Annotated in this window: 14 protein-coding genes; 5 read left to right on the top strand and 9 right to left on the bottom strand. The window is 70.0% G+C overall.

From position 1 onward, the window contains the following. Nucleotides 1–27: 27 nt before the first annotated feature. A complete protein-coding gene (locus OHB49_RS14700; RefSeq protein ID WP_030971449.1) occupies nt 28–1053 on the top strand; it encodes an ATP-dependent 6-phosphofructokinase in 1026 nt (341 codons plus the stop codon). 78 nt (nt 1054–1131) lie between these two features. Here the strand turns inward: OHB49_RS14700 and OHB49_RS14695 are convergent, their stop codons facing one another. From OHB49_RS14695 to OHB49_RS14670, 6 genes are all read right to left on the bottom strand, one after another. Continuing rightward, nucleotides 1132–1755 carry a helix-turn-helix domain-containing protein gene (locus OHB49_RS14695; protein ID WP_329166478.1) on the bottom strand — a complete coding sequence of 208 codons (624 nt, stop codon included), beginning with the start codon at nt 1753–1755 and terminating at the stop codon, nt 1132–1134. A 151-nt stretch (nt 1756–1906) separates the two neighbouring features. Continuing rightward, the gene (locus tag OHB49_RS14690) at nt 1907–2755 is read right to left on the bottom strand and encodes a carbohydrate ABC transporter permease (protein ID WP_037852194.1); all 849 of its coding nucleotides are present in this window, start codon (nt 2753–2755) and stop codon (nt 1907–1909) included. Next, nucleotides 2752–3585, bottom strand: a complete 834-nt coding sequence (locus tag OHB49_RS14685) for a carbohydrate ABC transporter permease (protein ID WP_267007953.1) — start codon at nt 3583–3585, stop codon at nt 2752–2754. Before OHB49_RS14685 ends, OHB49_RS14690 begins: the two co-directional genes overlap by 4 nt. Nucleotides 3586–3692: 107 nt before the next feature. Next, nucleotides 3693–5054: an ABC transporter substrate-binding protein gene (locus tag OHB49_RS14680; RefSeq protein ID WP_313939255.1), complete on the bottom strand. Its 1362-nt coding sequence runs from the start codon at nt 5052–5054 to the stop codon at nt 3693–3695. 174 nt (nt 5055–5228) lie between these two features. Next, nucleotides 5229–5903 carry a response regulator gene (locus tag OHB49_RS14675; protein WP_329160742.1) on the bottom strand — a complete coding sequence of 225 codons (675 nt, stop codon included), beginning with the start codon at nt 5901–5903 and terminating at the stop codon, nt 5229–5231. Then, the gene (locus OHB49_RS14670; RefSeq protein ID WP_329160741.1) at nt 5900–7642 is read right to left on the bottom strand and encodes a sensor histidine kinase; all 1743 of its coding nucleotides are present in this window, start codon (nt 7640–7642) and stop codon (nt 5900–5902) included. The genes OHB49_RS14675 and OHB49_RS14670 overlap by 4 nt, the downstream gene beginning before the upstream one ends. A 131-nt stretch (nt 7643–7773) precedes the next feature. Here OHB49_RS14670 and OHB49_RS14665 point away from each other — a divergent pair, with 131 nt between their 5' ends. Beyond that, nucleotides 7774–9138: a cation:dicarboxylate symporter family transporter gene (locus OHB49_RS14665; RefSeq protein ID WP_329160739.1), complete on the top strand. Its 1365-nt coding sequence runs from the start codon at nt 7774–7776 to the stop codon at nt 9136–9138. Nucleotides 9139–9202: 64 nt separating this feature from the next. On the opposite strand, the gene OHB49_RS14660 is transcribed toward OHB49_RS14665, so the two are convergent. Beyond that, the gene (locus OHB49_RS14660; RefSeq protein ID WP_329166477.1) at nt 9203–10600 is read right to left on the bottom strand and encodes a family 16 glycosylhydrolase; all 1398 of its coding nucleotides are present in this window, start codon (nt 10598–10600) and stop codon (nt 9203–9205) included. 293 nt (nt 10601–10893) lie between these two features. Between OHB49_RS14660 and OHB49_RS14655 the strand changes: the two genes are divergently transcribed. Next, entirely contained in the window at nt 10894–11298 is a 405-nt protein-coding gene (locus tag OHB49_RS14655) for a MerR family transcriptional regulator (protein ID WP_030971428.1), read from the top strand. Between the two features lie 3 nt (nt 11299–11301). After that, nucleotides 11302–11643 (top strand): thioredoxin, encoded by a 342-nt coding sequence (gene trxA, locus OHB49_RS14650; protein WP_030971426.1) that lies wholly within the window; start codon nt 11302–11304, stop codon nt 11641–11643. Between the two features lie 10 nt (nt 11644–11653). Here trxA and OHB49_RS14645 read toward each other — a convergent pair whose 3' ends face one another. Next, nucleotides 11654–12601 carry a TIGR04222 domain-containing membrane protein gene (locus OHB49_RS14645; RefSeq protein ID WP_329160735.1) on the bottom strand — a complete coding sequence of 316 codons (948 nt, stop codon included), beginning with the start codon at nt 12599–12601 and terminating at the stop codon, nt 11654–11656. A gap of 435 nt (nt 12602–13036) precedes the next feature. On the opposite strand from OHB49_RS14645, the gene OHB49_RS14640 reads away from it, so the two are divergent. After that, nucleotides 13037–15247 (top strand): HelD family protein, encoded by a 2211-nt coding sequence (locus tag OHB49_RS14640; protein ID WP_329166476.1) that lies wholly within the window; start codon nt 13037–13039, stop codon nt 15245–15247. Here OHB49_RS14640 and glgB read toward each other — a convergent pair. Then, nucleotides 15204–17651, bottom strand: coding sequence for a 1,4-alpha-glucan branching enzyme (gene glgB / locus OHB49_RS14635; protein WP_329160733.1), 2448 nt, complete (start codon nt 17649–17651; stop codon nt 15204–15206). The two genes, OHB49_RS14640 and glgB, sit on opposite strands and share 44 nt — an antisense overlap. Between the last annotated feature and the right edge of the window lie 81 nt (nt 17652–17732).

Here is a 17732-nt window from a genome sequence, read left to right as displayed (position 1 = left end):
GCACTAACGAGCAGGAGATACGGCACGATGCGCATCGGAGTTCTCACCGCAGGCGGCGATTGCCCAGGTCTGAACGCAGTGATCCGGTCGGTCGTGCACCGCGCCGTGGTGGGTCACGGCGATGAAGTCATCGGGTTCGAGGACGGCTTCAAGGGACTCCTCGACGGCCACTTCCGCCCCCTCGATCTCAACGCGGTCAGCGGCATCCTCGCGCACGGCGGCACCATTCTCGGCTCGGCCCGGCTGGAGCGCGACCGGCTCCGCGAAGCCGCCGAGAACTGTGACGAGCTGAGCCGTCGTTACGGCATCGACGTGCTGATCCCGATCGGCGGGGAGGGCACCCTCACCGCGGCCCGGATGCTGTCGGACGCCGGAATGCCCGTCGTCGGCGTTCCGAAGACCATCGACAACGACATCTCGTCCACCGACCGCACCTTCGGCTTCGACACGGCGGTGGGTGTCGCCACCGAAGCCATAGACCGTCTCAAGACCACGGCCGAATCGCACCAGCGGGTCATGGTCGTCGAGGTGATGGGCCGGCACGCGGGCTGGATCGCCCTGGAGTCCGGCATGGCAGGCGGCGCGCACGGCATCTGTCTGCCCGAGCGGCCGTTCGAGGTCGCGGACCTGGTCAAGATGGTCGAGGAGCGCTTCGCCCGTGGCAAGAAGTTCGCGGTCATCTGCGTCGCCGAGGGCGCGCACCCGGTCGAGGGCTCGATGCCGTACGCCAAGGGCGAGATCGACCAGTTCGGCCACGAGCGCTTCCAGGGCATCGGCAACCGGCTCGCGGTCGAGCTGGAGACCCGCCTCGGCAAGGAGGCCCGGCCGGTCATTCTCGGCCATGTCCAGCGAGGCGGCACGCCGACCGCGTACGACCGGGTGCTCGCGACCCGCTTCGGCTGGCACGCGGTCGAGGCGGCGCACCGGGGCGACTTCGGCCGGATGACGGCGCTGCGCGGCAACGACATCAAGATGGTGCCGCTGGCGGACGCGATCACACAGCTGAAGACGGTGCCGAAGGACCGGATGTACGAGGCGGAGTCGGTGTTCTGACCGGCGGGTCCGACTCTCCCCAGGGGCGGGCTCCGAAGGACGGCCCCTGAGGGCCGGGCCGGCCGGGCGCCGGCCGCGCTAGGCCGCCGCCGTCTCCCAGAACCGCTCCACGATTTCGTCCAGGAACGCCCGCCCCGCCTCTCCGTCCGCGCCCGCCCGCTCCGGACCTCCCGTGCTCCAGCTCAGGGTCGACACCATCAGTGCCTGGTAGTCGGAGTGCAGCTGTTCCACTACACCCTGCAGCAGCCGCCGCTCCAGCGGCACCAGCTTCGCCACCGGCCGGGTGTACGCCTGCCAGCGCGTTGTCACCGCGCTGCGCAGCAGCTCCCCGAGCTCCTCGTTCCGCCCGGTCGCCGTCATGAAGTCGGCCGCCGTCAGCTCCAACGCCTCGCTGAGCGCGGCGGACTGGCGTTCGTTGCCGCGCCAGCGCCCCGAATCCTCCATCCGCTGGTACGCGGAGACCGTCAGCCCCAGCAGCCGCGCCAGCTCGTCCACGGCCAGGCCACGGGCCACCCGGTGTTCGCGCAGGGTGCGGGCGGCGGTCAGCAGATCGCCCGGCGCGCACCACAGCACTCCGGCCAGCGCCGTGAGTTCCTTCTCGTCGGGCAGCGCGAGGCCACGCTCCCAGGCGGCGACGGTGTCCGCGCTGATCCGGAGTCCGTACTGGGCGCCGAGGCCGTACGCGACATGACCGGGCGCCATCCCCAGGGCCTCGCGCAGTCGGCGCGCGGCGGGGGCGTTGAAGGGCGGGGTGGGGTGCACGGCCCCACCGTAGGAGCCGGGACCCGGCCTGACTACGGTGTGTTCGACCGAGATCACGGCTCGTAGGAACGTCCTAGGCTGCGCCGCCCGCTCAACCCTTGACCGCGCCGCCCAGGGCGAACCCGCCGCCCAGGCGGCGCGAGATCAGGATGTACAGCAGCAGCACCGGCGTCGAGTACAGGATCGAGAACGCTGCCAGCTGCCCGTAGACCACCGATCCGTAGTTGCCGAAAAAGGTGAAGATCGAGACGGAGGCCGGGAGTTGCTCGGGGGAGAGCAGCAGCATGAAGGGGACGAAGAAGTTCCCCCACAGCATGATGAAGGTGTAGATCGTCACCACGCCCACCCCCGGCCCCATCAGCGGCAGCACCACCCGGACCAGTGTCTGTGTCGCCGACGCCCCGTCCGTCCAGGCCGCCTCCTCCAGCACCTTCGGCACGCCGTCCATGAAGTTCTTCATCAGCCAGATGGCGAACGGCAGCTGGGCGGTGGCGAGGAAGAGCGCCGTCCCGTACATCGTGTCGATCAGATCGACCTGCACGAAGAGCCCGTACACCGGCACCATGATCGCGGTGATCGGCAGACATGTCGTGAACAGGATCGTCAGCAGGTACGGGCGGGTCAGGCGCGATCGGTGGCGGGAGAGCGGATATGCGGCCAGCGCCGCGCACACCACGGTCAGCAGCGTCGCACTGCCGCACAGCAGCAGGCTGTTGAGCATCGGCGTGAAGGTGATCTCGTCGGTGAGGACCGCGTCGAAGTTGTCCAGAGTCGGTGACGTCGGCGGTCGCACCCGAAGATCGGCGCTGCCGTCCAGCGAGGCGAACAGCAGCCACACCAGCGGCAGCGCGAACGACACCGCGACCAGCAGCAGCGCCCCGTCGGACGCCAGCCGCGCCCGGGTGCGCCGGGACGTCGTCACGCCTTTCACGCCCGTCACACCTCCACCTTCATCAGCCGCAGATAGACGATCGAGAACAGGGACCCCACCAGAAGCAGCAGCAGCGCCACCGCCGTCCCGTAGCCGATCAGACTGTTCACGAACGCCTGGTCGTACATGAACACCGGAAGCGTCTGACTGCGGTTGCCCGGACCGCCTCGGGTCATCGCCCAGATCAGTCCGAACACGGAGAGCGTGGACAAGGTGTTGAGCATCAGATTGGTGCCGATGGAACGGCGGATCATCGGCAGCGTGATGTGCCACAGCCGACGCGGCCCGCTCGCCCCGTCGACCTCGGCGGCCTCCGTGATGTCCTGCGGGATCTCGGCCAGCGCCGCCGAGTAGATCAGCATCGAGAACGCCGTCCCGCGCCACACGTTGGCGAACGACACCGCCAGGATCGGCAGCGTGAACAGCCAGTTCTGTGAGGGCAGATGGAGTTGGTCCAGGATCGCGTTCAAGGTGCCCTCGCGGCGGAAGAACGCGTACAGCAGGAATGCCGCGACGATCTCCGGCAGGACCCAGGCCGTGATGACCAGCGCCCCGGTGACCGTACGGACCGGGCGGGACGCGGCCCGCATCAGGCCCGCGAGCGCCAGTCCCAGCGTGTTCTGTCCGACGATCGACGACAGGAAGGTGAAGGCGAGCGTCAGCTGGACGGCGTTACGGAAGTTGTCGTCGGCGAACGCCCGCCGGAAGTTGGCGAAGCCGACGAAGTCGGAGCTCGACGATCCGGTCAGCTGGGTGTTGGTGAAGGCGATCCATACGCAGTAGCCGATGGGGCCCGCGAGGAAGAGCAGCAGCAGCGCGGTGGCGGGGGCGATCGGCAGCCACCGCCCTGCCTGCCGCCACGCCCCCGCACGCTGCCGCGGCCCTGCCTGCTGCCACGACCCGGCTCGCCGCGATCGCAGGGGGCCGGCTTTCGACGCGGCGCCGCTCACTTCGTGACGACCGCGCCGTCGACGAGGGTCTTCAGCTGCTCGTCGTACTCCTTCGCCGCCGACTCCGGCGATCCGTCGCCCGTCGTCACCTTCTCCATCGCCTCACCGATGGCCGTCGACACCTGCGGGTAGACGGGCAGAGCGGGACGGTAGTGGGTGTACTGGACGAGGCCGGTGAAGAATTCGATGCCGGGCATCGAGTTCAGATACGCCGGATCCTTCGCCACGTCCTCGCGCACCGCGATCTGCGCACCGACCACATCCCACTTCGACGCGTTCTGCGGGGTCTGCATCGTCTTGACGAACTCCCAGGCCAGATCCGGGTTCTTGGCCTTCTGCGGGATCGCCCAGGTCCAGCCGCCCGACATGGACACCTTCCCGGGCGCCTGGCCGTTCTGGGTGGGCATCGGGGTCTGGGCGAGTTCCGTCTTCCACTCGGGCCACGCCTTGGGTCCCTCGTTGATCCAGTTCTGGCCCATCCAGGAGCCGTCCAGCGAGATGGCCAGCTTGCCCTCGGGGAACCACTCGGTGGCCACATGCGTACCGACGTTGGGGTCGAGCGCGTCGGACGGATCGGGGCCGAGCTTCTCCCCGTACACCGTCTCCACGAAGCCGAGCGCGTCGCGGAAGCCCTGCCCGCCGGCCACCCACTTCTTGGCGCCGGGGTCGTAGAGCGGGTCGTCGCCGGTCCCGTACAGCAGCATCTCGAAGCCCTGCATCACCGCGGCCTCGCCCGGGGCCTTTCCCGTGTACACATTCAGCGGGATGACGCCGGGGACCTTCTTCTTGACCGCGCGGGCCGCGTCCAGGACCTCTTCCCAGTTCTTCGGCTGCCAGTCCGTCGGCAGCCCCGCCTTGGCGAAGATCTTCTTGTTGTACCAGAGCCCTCGGGTGTCGGTGCCGTCCGGGACGCCGTACGTCTTGCCGTCCTCGGCCTTCGCGGCGGCCTTCGCCGTGTCCACGAACTGGCTCCAGGTGTCCCACTTGGCGAGATATGCGTCCAACGGCCGCAGATAGCCGGCCTTGATGTCGGAGTTGATCCGGAAGGTGTCCTCGTAGACCAGATCCGGAGCCGTCTTCGGCGACCGCATCATCTGCTGCACCTTGGTGGCGTAGTCGTTGTCCGCCGCCTGAATCGGTATCAACTTGATCTTCTTGCCGGGGTGTTCCTTCTCGAACTGCTTCTTCACCGACTCGATGTAGGCGTCCTTGAACCGGATCTTGTTGTCCGTGGAACGGTTGTACGCGACCTTCACGGTGTCCGGATCGCTGCCGGAACCGGAGGAGCAGGCGGTCAGCGAGCCGGCAGCCAGAACGGTGACTGCGGCGGCGAGGATCAGTGGGGCGGTGGGGCGCACGGGCACGACCTCCTCATAGCCACGGGGGGCTGAGACCGTGACGGTAGGACCGGCCCGTCGACAAGGTCAATCCCCGTGCGGGAAGCGCTTGTTGTCGGCGCGACGTACGGGTGGAAATACAGCTGGATGTACAGATGGGCGTCGGCGCGGCCGGACGTACGCACCGGCGTACGGTCAGCGCGTTTCGGCCACCCACCGGTAGTGCAGCTCCGGCCGCCCGATCTGCCCGTACTGCGGACTGCGGACGGCGCGGCCCGCCGTCACCAGGTGCTCCAGATAACGGCGTGCGGTGATCCGCGAGATACCCAGCTCCACGCCGGTCGCGGCTGCGGTCACCCCGTCCGGGGAGGCCCGCAGCGCACGGGTCACCGCCTCCAGCGTCGGGCCGCTCAGCCCCTTGGGCAGCCGGGACGGCTGCGGAGCCCGGAGCGCGCCCAGCGCCCGGTCCACCTCGTCCTGGCCGCTCGCCTCACCGGCCGCCGCACGGAACTCGGCGTAGCGCATCAGGCGGTCGCGCAGCGTGGCGAAGGTGAACGGCTTCAGCACGTACTGGACGACACCGAGCGACACCCCTTCCCGGACCACCGCAAGATCACGCGCCGACGTCACGGCGATGACATCCGCCGTGTGCCCGGCGGCGCGCAGCGACCGCAGCAGCTGCAGACCGTGTCCATCGGGCAGATACAGGTCCAGGAGCAGCAGATCGACCTGGGTACGGTCCAGCGCCCGTACCGCCTCCGCACGCGAATGCGCGACCGCGGCCACGGTGAAGCCGGGGACCCGGCCGACGTACAGCCGGTGGGCGTCGGCGGCCACGGGATCGTCCTCGACGACCAGCACCTGGATCACGGGGTGGGCTCCTTCGGCGTGTGCTGCCGCGTGGGCGAGGGCGCCAGCGGGAGCCGTACGGTGAACTCCGCGCCGCCGTCCGCACCTTCGCTCAGCGCGACCGTCCCGCCGGCCCGGTGCACGGCCTGCTGCACGAGCGCCAGCCCGAGCCCACGACCGGCGCCGTGCGTCGACCAGCCGCGGTGGAACACTTCCGCGGCGACGTCCGGATCGACTCCGGCCCCGGTGTCCGCGACCCGCAGCAGCAGCTCACGGTCGTCGGCGAGTGCGGTGACGGTGACCCGCGCGCGGCCGGCGCGGCGCGGTGCCGCACCGCGCTGGGCGGGCACGGCTGCGGAGTCCGGCGCCACTGCGGATCCGGACACGACCCCCGCACCGGAGGGGACACCCGCGCCGGGCGGCGGGGCCGTCGCCGCCTCCGACGCGGCATCCACCGCGTTGTCGATCAGATTGCCGAGGATCGTCACCAGATCGCGCTGCGGCAGCGTCGCGGGCAGCGCGCCGTCGTCGATCACACTGTCGTCCGCGAGCATCAGCTCCACCCCCCGCTCGTTCGCCTGCGCCGCCTTGCCCAGCAGCAGCGCCGCCAGCACCGGTTCGGCGACGGCACCGACGACCCGGTCGGTGAGGACCTGCGCCAGCTCCAGCTCCGCCGTCGCGAAGCCGACCGCCTCCTCCACCCGGCCGAGCTCGATCAGCGAGACGACCGTGTGCAGTCGGTTCGCCGCCTCGTGCGCCTGTGAGCGCAGCGCCTGGGTGAACCCCCGCTCCGAATCCAACTCGCCGGACAGTGCCTGGAGTTCCGTGTGGTCGCGAAGAGTCACGACCGTACCGCGCTGCTCGCCGCCCACCACCGGACGGGTGTTGACCACGATCACCCGGTCCGCCGTCAGATGCAGCTCGTCGACCCGCTCCTCGGAGGCCAGCAGCGCCCCGGTCAGCGGCACCGGCAGTTCCAGTTCGGCCACCCGGCGCCCGACCGCACCCTGCGACAGCCCGAGCAGCTCCCGGCCCGCGTCGTTGACCAGCGCGATCCTGCGCTGTCCGTCGAGCATCAGCAGCCCCTCGCGCACCGCGTGCAGCGTGGCCTGGTGGTAGTCGTGCATCCGGCTCAGCTCGGCGGCGTTCATTCCGTGCGTGTGGCGCCGCAGCCGGGCGTTGATCACATACGTGCCGATGCCGCCGAGGGTGAGTGCCCCGCCCGCCGCGAGCCCCAGCGCGCCGAGCTGCGCCCGCACCTGCGAGGAGACCCGCTCGACCGTGATGCCCGCGCTGACCAGGCCGGTGATCCTGCCGCCGTCCCGGATCGGGGTGACGACCCGGATCGAGGGGCCGAGTGTGCCGGTGTACGTCTCCGAGAACGTCTCGCCGCGCAGCGCCCTCGCGGTGTGGCCGAGGAACGTCTCCCCGATCCGGTCCGCGTCGGGGTGCGTCCAGCGGATCCGGTCCGGGCTCATGATCGTGACGAAGGCGATCCCGGTGTCCTGGCGGACCTGCTCCGCGTACGGCTGGAGGACGGCGGTCGGGTCCGGGGTGCGGATCGCCTCCCGTACGGACGGCGAATCGGCCACCGCCAGCGCCGCCGCCCTGACCTGCCGGGTCGCGGTCTCCTTCGCCTGCGCGCTCCCGGAGACGTACGCGAAGAACGCGCATCCCGCCACCACGGCCGCAACCAGCACCACCTGCATCGCGAAGAGCTGACCGGCCAGGCTACGGGGACGGGGGCGTGGGAGACGCATGCTCACAGTCTGCCTGGCCGAAAACATATGAACTAAATGCACGTAAGGGTGACGGCCGTCACACGGGGCGGGATATTCGCCGGGACCCCCAGGGACGGGGGGACGGACAGGGACGAGCCGAGGAGAACCCCGTGGGAGTGCCAGCCGCCAGGCGGGACCGTACGCATTATCTGTATCTCGCCGTGATCGGCGCTGTGGCACTCGGCATCCTGGTGGGCTTCGTGGCCCCCGGAGTGGCCGTCGAGCTGAAGCCGATCGGTACCGGCTTCGTGAACCTCATCAAGATGATGATCTCGCCGATCATCTTCTGCACGATCGTGCTGGGCGTCGGCTCGGTCCGCAAGGCTGCCAAGGTCGGCGCGGTCGGCGGTCTCGCACTCGGCTACTTCCTGGTGATGTCGACCGTGGCCCTCGCCATCGGCCTGCTCGTCGGCAACATCCTGGAGCCCGGCCAGGGCCTCCATCTCACCGAAGCGGTACGCGCCGCCGGTGAGAAGCAGGCGGCGGGCGCGAGCGAGTCCACCGTGGATTTCCTGCTGGGCATCATCCCGACGACGATGGTCTCCGCCTTCACCGAGGGCGAAGTGCTCCAGACGCTGCTCGTCGCCCTGCTGGCGGGCTTCGCGCTCCAGGCCATAGGGTCGGCCGGCGAACCCGTCCTGCGCGGCATCGGACACATCCAGCGACTCGTCTTCCGCGTCCTCGCCATGATCATGTGGGCGGCCCCGGTCGGTGCGTTCGGCGCGATGGCGGCCGTGGTCGGCGAGACCGGCGTCGACGCGCTGAAGTCCCTCGCGATCATCATGGTCGGCTTCTACATCACCTGTGCGATCTTCGTCTTCGTGGTGCTCGGTACGATCCTGCGGCTGGTCGCCGGGGTGAACCTGCTGCTCCTGCTGAAGTACCTGGGCCGCGAGTTCCTGCTGATCCTCTCCACCTCGTCGTCGGAGTCCGCGCTGCCGCGGCTCATCGCCAAGATGGAGCACCTCGGCGTCAGCAAGTCCGTCGCGGGCATCACCGTGCCGACCGGCTACTCGTTCAACCTCGACGGCACCGCCATCTATCTGACGATGTCCTCGCTCTTCATCGCCAATGCGATGGGCGACCCGCTGAGCGCGGGGGAGCAGGTCTCGCTCCTGCTCTTCATGATCGTCGCCTCGAAGGGTGCGGCGGGCGTCACCGGCGCGGGCCTCGCCACGCTGGCGGGCGGCCTGCAGTCCCACCGCCCCGGCCTGGTCGACGGCGTCGGTCTGATCGTCGGCATCGACCGCTTCATGAGCGAGGCCCGCGCCCTGACGAACTTCGCGGGCAACGCGGTCGCCACGGTGCTGGTCGGCACCTGGACCAAGGAGATCGACAAGGAGCGGGTCGACCAGGTCCTCTCCGGCTCCATCCCGTTCGACGAGAAGATGATCACGGATGAGGGTCCCACGGAGCCGTACGTCCCGGAGTCCAGGGGCGGCGACGACGAGAAGCCCTTGCTGACGAAGGCGTAACGAGGTGGGTGTGCGGCCGGTGCGGGACTCCCGTACCGGCCGCACCCGTATGTCAGCCGTGCGTTCAGCCGAACGGGATGTGGACGACCGACTGGTTACCGACTCCGACCGTGCTGGAGCCGTTGCCGATGGCGTTCCAGATCTCGACCCTGACCTTGCCGTTCACCAGATTGCCCTGGCTCCCGGTCGAGGTCATGAGTCCCTTGCCCTGCGTGTAGTGCTCGTAGCCGGGGACGGGGTCGGTGGGGAAGTAGTTGTACGTCTCCGTCCGGTCCCAGGTCCCGTCGCCCGTACGGTCGTAACTCACCCTCACCTGCTGCCCGTTGGCGACGGTCGTACCGGCGTCGACGAACAGGTCGAACTGGGTGGACCCGCCGTTGTACGTCCGGGTGATGCCGGAGGCGGTGAAGGTCTGCGGGCTGTGCGGGGTGCCGTCGTAGTTGGCGCCGCCCGCCGAGGCGAGCGTGGCGGCCGAGCCGGCCGCCTCAGCCGCGCCGAGACCGCCACCGGAGCGGAGCGTGAGGTCGGAGGAGCCGGACGGCGGGTCGGTCGGGTCGGTGCCGCCCCCGCCACCCTTGGTCCAGACACCGACGTAGTCGACGAGCATGGGGCGGCCCGGGACGGTCTCCGCGGTGGGGGTGCTGCCGCCCAGCGCATTGGGGAACGCGCCGCCGATCGCGAGGTTGAGCAGGATGAAGTACCCCGCGTGCTCGGTCATTGCAGCCCAGGTGCCGGCGTCCAGCTGGCTCTGGGAGACGGAGTGGAACTGCTGGCCGTCCACGTACCAGCGCAGCACATTGGGGGAGACGGAGCGGTCCCACTCGAACGTGTACGTGTGGAACGCCGACTGGCAACTGGCGCCGGGGCAGGCCCGGTTGCTGGCGATGCCGCTCGTCTCGTTGCACGGGCCGCCCGGGTTGACGCCGCAGTGCAGCACGCCCCATACGGAGTTGATCCCGTTGACGTTCTCCATGATGTCGAACTCGCCGATGCCCGGCCAGTTCCAGTAGTTGCCACGGTACGGGGAGCCGAGCGCCCAGAACGCGGGCCAGTAGCCGAGCGCCGCGTTACCGGTGACGTTCGGCATCTGGATCCGGCTCTCGATGCGCAGAGTGCCGCCCGCCGGGGCCTTGAAGTCGGAGCGTGTGGTCTCGACCCGGCCGGAGGTCCAGTTGCCCGCACCGTCCCGGAGCGGGGTGATCCGGAGGTTGCCGTTGCCGTCGAGGCTGAGGTTGTCGGGGCTGGCGGTGTAGTTCTGGATCTCACCCGTGCCCCAGTTCGCGGGGCCGCCGGGGTAGGCGTGGCCGGTGTCGATCTGCCAGTTCGCGGCCGAGGGGAGGGAGCGGTCGGCGCCGTTGAAGTCGTCGCTCCACTTCAGGTCCCAGCCAGGAGCCGGAGGGACGGCGCCGCGAGCGGACCCGGAGCCGAGGACGGTGGCCAGCCCGGCCAGGACCAGGGCCATCACGGTCAGCGCGGCGAGTGCAGTGGTGCGTCTGCGGGGAGTGGAGGTGGGGGAGTGAGCGGGCAGGTGGATGCGGCTCGCGTTCAAGGAACACCTCTCCGGTGGGGGCGGGGGAACGGGAACGAGGTACCTGTCTTGAGAGCGCTCTCACGCTTTTTGTAGGTGCACGCCAGGGGGGCGTCAATGGCGATGCACTCTTAACTTCTTGAATGTAAAGGGCAGTTGAAGGAATGGCTGGGAGAGGAGAGCCCAGTGCTTGCCTTGACGCCCGCGTCAACCTTTACGGTCGAAGCATGCGAATCGGGGAGCTGGCCGAGCGGGCCGGGACGACGACGCGGACTCTGCGCTACTACGAGTCACGCGGACTGCTGCCTGCGCGGCGGGCCGTGAACGGGTACCGCACGTACGACGAGGACGATCTGCGTCTGCTGCAGCAGATCCGGACCCTGCAGGACTTCGGGTTCGATCTTGAGGAGACCCGGCCGTTCGTCGAGTGCCTGCGCGCCGGCCACCCGGCCGGTGACGCCTGCCCCGCCTCGCTCGCCGTCTACCGGCGCAAGCTCGGCGAGCTCGACTCGCTCATCGAGCAGCTCCAGTCGGTCCGCGCCCAGGTGGGCGCGGAGCTCGCGAGGGCCGAGCTGGAGGCCGCGGCCGAGCTTCCTGGCGGCCCGGAACCACGTTGTGAACTGGGAGGATGACAGATGATTCATGCAGAGGGCGTGGCCGAGGTCACCGACGCCACCTTCGACGGAGAGGTGCTGGGGGCCGAGCTCCCCGTACTGGTCGAGTTCACCGCCGACTGGTGCGGACCCTGCCGCCAACTCGCCCCCGTGCTCAGCGCGATCGCCGCCGAGGAGGCCGGGCGCATCAAGATCGTCCAGCTCGATGTCGACCACAACCCCGGGATCGCGAGCCGGTACGGGGTGCTGTCGATGCCGACCCTGATGGTGTTCCGGTCCGGCGAGCCGGTGCAGTCGATGGTGGGCGCCCGGCCCAAGCGCAGGCTCCTTCAGGAGCTGGAGGACGTGCTCGAGAAGGTGTGAGCCACGACGCTCAGTGGTTTCCGCCGCCACAGCTGCTGCCACCGCCGCAGCTGTGGTGGTGACCTCCTCCGTCGTACGAGGAGCCGTGGGAGCCGTACGAGTCGTGGGAGCTGCCGGATCCGTAGGAGCTGTCGTCGCTGCCGGTGCCGCCGCTGTCCGGGCTCCGGTCGTCGTGGTCCGGATCCAGTGCCTTTCCGTACTTGACCAGCATCCGGCCCACCGAAGGCAGACGGCCCCCGCCCCCGTCCCACCGCCGGGAGCGCCGGCGCTCACCCGGCAGCGCGCTGCGGCCGTCGAACACCACGGCCCCGAGCGCGGCCGATGCCCACGGCTCGCTGGTGCGTATCGCTGCGAGGCGACGGCGGCCCGCCGGGGTGAGCGGACCCCGCGCCGGGCACAGCACCCGCACGGCCAGACAGCAGGCTGTCACCGCGATGAACGGTGCCGTCCGCCGCAGCCCCTGCGGGACGGCCAGGGCGGCCAGGACCGCTGTGCCGCACGCCACGACGACCAATCCACGCGCGGCGTACAGACGGGCCAGGGCGCGTCGCGGGGCCATCAGCAGCCCGTACGAGACGAGCCGGTCGCCGATCTCGCGTACGGCCACGGCCCGCACCGCCCGTACCCGCAGCAGCGTCGGGGTCGTGGAGCCGGAGGTCCGCCACTTCTCGACCACGGCACGCTCCACCGGATGCTCGGGTCCCGTCCACGGCTCGGGTAACCGCAGCCGTCCACCCGACCCGATCACGACGTTGTTGTCACTGCCCCACAGGGCGTGGAGCGCCGTCTCCACCACCCGCTCCGGTCCGCCCGCCAGAAACGCCGCATCGTACGGACTCAAGTCGGGCGCGCGTTCCCGGCGCCGCCACGGCAGCAGCCGCCGACCGGAGAGGGCCAGACAGGCGGTGGCAGCGACCAGCGCGGTCGCGGCGTCGATGAGCGTGAGTGTGGTCCACATGGCAGCCCCCGATCCGGACGTGCTCCGGATGAATGTGCGTATGCGAGGGGTATCTCCGCGTGAAGCACGGTCAATCCGAACAAGCCTGATTTCAGAGCTTTTTCTGAGCTTGTTCCGAGCTGCTCGCTTCCCCCGTGCTCGCGGTCCCGGCCATCGACCGCATCCGGGTGCCCGACTCCGGGCGCGCGGCTCTCCGGAGCGACGCCGCCTTGCGGCGGGGCATCCCGTCCGGCTGCGTGCCGCGCTCGATGCGACAGGCGTGCCGGCTCTTTGCCAGACGGCTCCTGGACGCAAACAAAAACCCCGGTCCGAATTGACGGCCGGGGTATTTCTTCGCCTATATTGAATAGTTCCGTGTGTGTACGGACTGTAATGCACGGAGAACTTCAATAAACGTACCCTATCGCGCCAGGAGCTGAATTGTCAACCGAGGAAATGCGGCAGGAGCAGCAATTCGTCTCCCTCGCCCACGAGCGGCTCGACCAGCTCCGGGCAGCGGCCGAAGCCGCCATGCGCACCACGATCGCGCAGCTCAGCACCGGTCGGCAGGCGCGGGTGGAGCGCGATATCGGCGTCGCCGAGCACTCCGCCTCACTTGCCTCGCTGAATGCGGCCGTCACGGGACTCTGTTTCGGACGGATCGACAGGCGCGACGGAGTCACGTACCACATCGGGCGCATCGGAATCCGGCGGGACGACGCCGAGCGCACCCCGTTGCTGATCGACTGGCGGGCCCCCGTCGCGCGGCCGTTCTATCTCGCGACCGGATATGAACCGATGGGTCTGCGCCGCAGGAGGCACATCACCACGCAGGGGCACACGGTCACGGGATTGCACGACGAGATCATGGATCTCGCCGACACCACCCGCACCGGATACGAGTCGCACGACGCCGACGAGGTGCTGCTCGCCGCGCTGAACAGCGCCCGCACGGGCCGGATGGGCGACATCGTCTCGACCATCCAGGCCGAACAGGACCACATCATCCGCGCCCCGCAGCGCGGGGTGCTCGTCGTCGAGGGAGGGCCGGGCACCGGGAAGACCGCGGTCGCGCTGCACCGGGCGGCGTATCTGCTGTACGCGCACCGCGAGCAGCTCGCCAAGCGGGCCGTGCTGATCGTCGGGCCCAACCCGGCCTTCCTCGGCTACATCGGCGACGTGCTGCCCTCGCTCGGGGAGACCGGCGTACTGCTGTCGACGGTCGGTGAACTGTTCCCCGGCGTGCACGCCACCGGCACCGACAGCCCGGCGGCCGCCGCCGTCAAGGGCCGGGCGGACATGGCCGGCGTACTGGCCGAGGCCGTACGGGACCAGCAGCAGGTGCCCGAGAAGGGCGAGCCGATCGTCATCGCGCACGACGACGGGGAGCTGATCCTCGACTGGGACATGGCGGTCGAAGCGAGGCACAAGGCCCGGGAGACCGGGCTGCCGCACAACCTCGCCCTGCCCACCTTCGCCTTCCGGATCATCGACGATCTCACCACGCAACTCGCCGACCGCATCGGCGCCGACCCCTACGGCGGCCCGAACTTCCTCGGCCCCGACGACATCGCCCAGCTCGGCAAGGGCATCGCCGCCAGCGCGGAGGTGCACGCCGCCATCACCTCCCTGTGGCCCCCGCTCACCCCGCAGGAGTTCCTCGCCGGCTATCTGGAGGAGCCCACGCATCTGGCCGAGGGCGACGCCGAGCTGCTCCGGCGCGCGAAGAAGGCCGCCTGGACACCCGCCGACGTGCCCCTCCTCGACGAGGCCGCCGAGCTCCTCGGTGCGGACGACTCCGCCGCCCGGGCCGCCGCCGAGGCCGAGCGGGCCCGTCAGATCGCCTACGCGCAGGGCGTCCTCGACGTCTCGTACGCCTCCCGTACCTACGAGTTCGAGGACAAGGAGGACATCGACGAGGACGCCTCCGAGGTCCTCGCGGCGCACGACATCATCGACGCCGAACGGTTCGCCGAGCGTCAGGAGGAGGCCGACCACCGCAGCGCCGCCGAGCGCGCCGCCGCCGACCGGACCTGGGCGTTCGGGCACATCATCGTCGACGAGGCGCAGGAGCTGTCGGCCATGGCCTGGCGGCTGCTGATGCGCCGCAGCCCGACCCGCTCGATGACCCTGGTCGGCGACCCGGCCCAGACCGGCGACCTGGCAGGCTGCGACTCCTGGCAGGAGATCCTCGCACCGCACGTCCAGGACCGCTGGCAGCTGGCCCGGCTCGGGGTCAACTACCGTACGCCCGCCGAGATCATGGAGTACGCGGCCGAGCGGCGCCGGGCCACCGACCCCGCCTTCGAACCCCCGCGCTCCATCCGCTCCACCGGTGCACGGCCCTGGGAGCGCACCCTGCCGCTCGCCGACGTGGCCGGGCTCGCCGAGGCGGAGGCCCCGGCGGAGGGCAGGCTCGCCGTCATCGCCCCGCGCGAGCTCCACGCGGAACTCACCGGACTCGACGACGGGCCGCTGGATCTGCACCGGCCCGTCGTCCTGCTCGACCCGCGCCAGGCCAAGGGCCTGGAGTTCGACACGGTTCTCGTCGTCGCGCCCGCGCTGATGACCCCCAACGATCTCTATGTGGCGCTGACCCGGGCCACCCAGCGGCTCGGAGTCATCACACCGGCTTCAGCCACATCGTCGCCAGCGGCGGCAGAGTGAGCTGGACGCTCGTGCGGTGACCGTGGGCGGCGACGGACTCCGGCTTCAGTGGATCCGGGTTGAGGACGTCTCCGCCGCCGAACCGTGCCGCGTCCGTGTTGAGCACCTCCGCCCAGGCGGACACGGACGACGGCACGCCCAGCCGGTACTCGTGACGGACCACCGGCGAGAAGTTCGACACCGCGAGCAGCGGCGCACCGCCCGCGTCGAAGCGCAGGAAGGCGAAGACATTGTCCTCGGCGGCTCCGCCGTCGACCCAGGCGAAGCCCTCGGGGACGGTGTCCCGTTGCCACAGCGCCGGTGTCGCCGTGTACACCGCGTTCAGCTCACGCACCAGGTCCCGGACGCCCCGGTGGTCCGCCTCCGCCGCGTACGACGGGTCGAGCAGCCACCAGTCCGGGCCGTGGCCCTCCGACCACTCGGCGCCCTGGGCGAACTCCTGCCCCATGAACAGCAGCTGCTTGCCCGGGTGCGCCCACATGTAACCGAGGTACGCCCGGTGGTTGGCACGCTGCTGCCACCAGTCGCCGGGCATCTTCGACACCAGCGCCCGCTTGCCGTGCACCACCTCGTCGTGCGAGATCGGCAGCACGTAGTTCTCGCTGTAGGCGTACACCATCGAGAAGGTCATCTCGTTGTGGTGGTACTTGCGGTGCACCGGCTCCTTCGAGACGTACTCCAAGGAGTCGTGCATCCAGCCCATGTTCCACTTCAGTCCGAAGCCGAGCCCGCCGAAGCCGCCGGGGCCGACATGGTGGGTGGCGCGCGTGACGCCGTCCCAGGCGGTGGACTCCTCTGCGATGGTGACGACGCCAGGATTGCGCCGGTACACGGTGGCGTTCATCTCCTGGAGGAAGGCGACAGCATCCAGATTCTCCCGGCCGCCGTGCTCGTTCGGAGACCATCCCCCGTCCTCGCGCGAGTAGTCGAGGTAGAGCATCGAGGCGACGGCGTCGACCCGCAGTCCGTCGATGTGGAACTCCTCGCACCAGTAAGTGGCGTTGGCGACCAGGAAGTTGCGCACCTCCGTGCGACCGAAGTCGAACTCGAGCGTGCCCCAGTCGGGGTGCGCGGCGCGTGCCGGGTCCGAGTGCTCGTACAGCGGGCGGCCGTCGAACTCGGCGAGCGCCCAGTCGTCGCGCGGGAAGTGCGCGGGCACCCAGTCGACGATGACGCCGATGCCGGACCGGTGCAGCGCGTCGATCAGATACCGGAAGTCGTCAGGGGTGCCCATGCGCGACGTCGGGGCGAAGAAGCCGGTTACCTGATAGCCCCAGGAGCCGCCGAAGGGGTGCTCGGAGACCGGCATCAGCTCCACATGTGTGAACCCCAGATCCCTTACATAGGACGGAAGTTGCTCGGCGAGCCGGCGGTACGTGAGTCCCGGCCGCCAGGACGGCAGATGCACCTCGTACACGGACAACGGCGCCTCGTGCACGGGTACGTCCCCGCGGTGCGCCATCCACTCCTGGTCCTGCCACTCATGGTGCGAGGCCGTCACGACCGAGGCGTTGGCGGGCGGGACCTCGGTGCGGCGGGCCATCGGGTCGGCGCGCACCGTGTGCGTACCGTCGGGGCGGCAGATGTCGAACTTGTAGAGCGCACCCTCGCCGATCGCGGGGAGGAACAGCTCCCAGACCCCGGTGGAACCGAGCGAACGCATCGGGAAGCCCGTGCCGTCCCAGTAGTTGAAGTCCCCGATGACCCGCACACCGCGGGCATTGGGCGCCCAGACGGTGAACCGCGTACCTGCGACCCCCTGATGCTCCATGGGCTGTGCGCCGAGGGCGGTCCACAGCTCCTCGTGCCGTCCCTCGCCGATCAGATGCAGATCGAGATCGCCGAGCGCGGGCAGGAAGCGGTACGGATCATGGACCTCGATCTCGTTGTCCGCGTAGCCGACCAGGAGTTGGTACTCGGGGACGGACGGCATCGGCAGCAGACCGGAGAAGAGGCCGTCGCCGTCGTCGTGCAGCTCGGTCCGCAGCCCCTTGGCGAGCACGGTCACCGATCGCGCGTACGGACGGAGCACCCGGATCGCCACACCGCCGCGGACCATGTGCGCGCCGAGGAGGTCGTGCGGGGCATGGTGCTCACCGGCGAGCAGCCGTCCCCGGTCGGCGTCGTCGAGGGCCCGCACCGGCCGGAGGCCGCGACCGCCGCCACGCCGCGGCCGCGGGGGAGAGGCATCGGCCCGCTTCTCCGCTGTCTTCTTCCGCTTGGCCGGGGAGGTCGCCGAGCCCGCGGGTGCCGAGGGCGCCGCAGTGGCCGTGGAGCCTGAGAGCGCCGGCTTGGCCGCTGGGGCTGCGGGGGCCGGCTTGGCCGCTGGGGTCGGCTCGGCAGCGGGCGCTGATGGGGTCGCGGTGGGATCGGGCGCTTTGCGGGGCGGCTTGCGGGCGGTCACAGGGACAGCCTCCTCGAGGGGTGTTGGTGAGGCGGGAATCAGGTGGCCCGGGCAGGGAGGAATCCGCCCGGCCGAAGTAGG

It is taken from the genome of Streptomyces sp. NBC_01717, from assembly GCF_036248255.1.
Taxonomy (GTDB): domain Bacteria; phylum Actinomycetota; class Actinomycetes; order Streptomycetales; family Streptomycetaceae; genus Streptomyces.
Note: the sequence above shows the minus strand (reverse complement) of the source record. Positions and strands in the feature narration are given on the sequence as shown.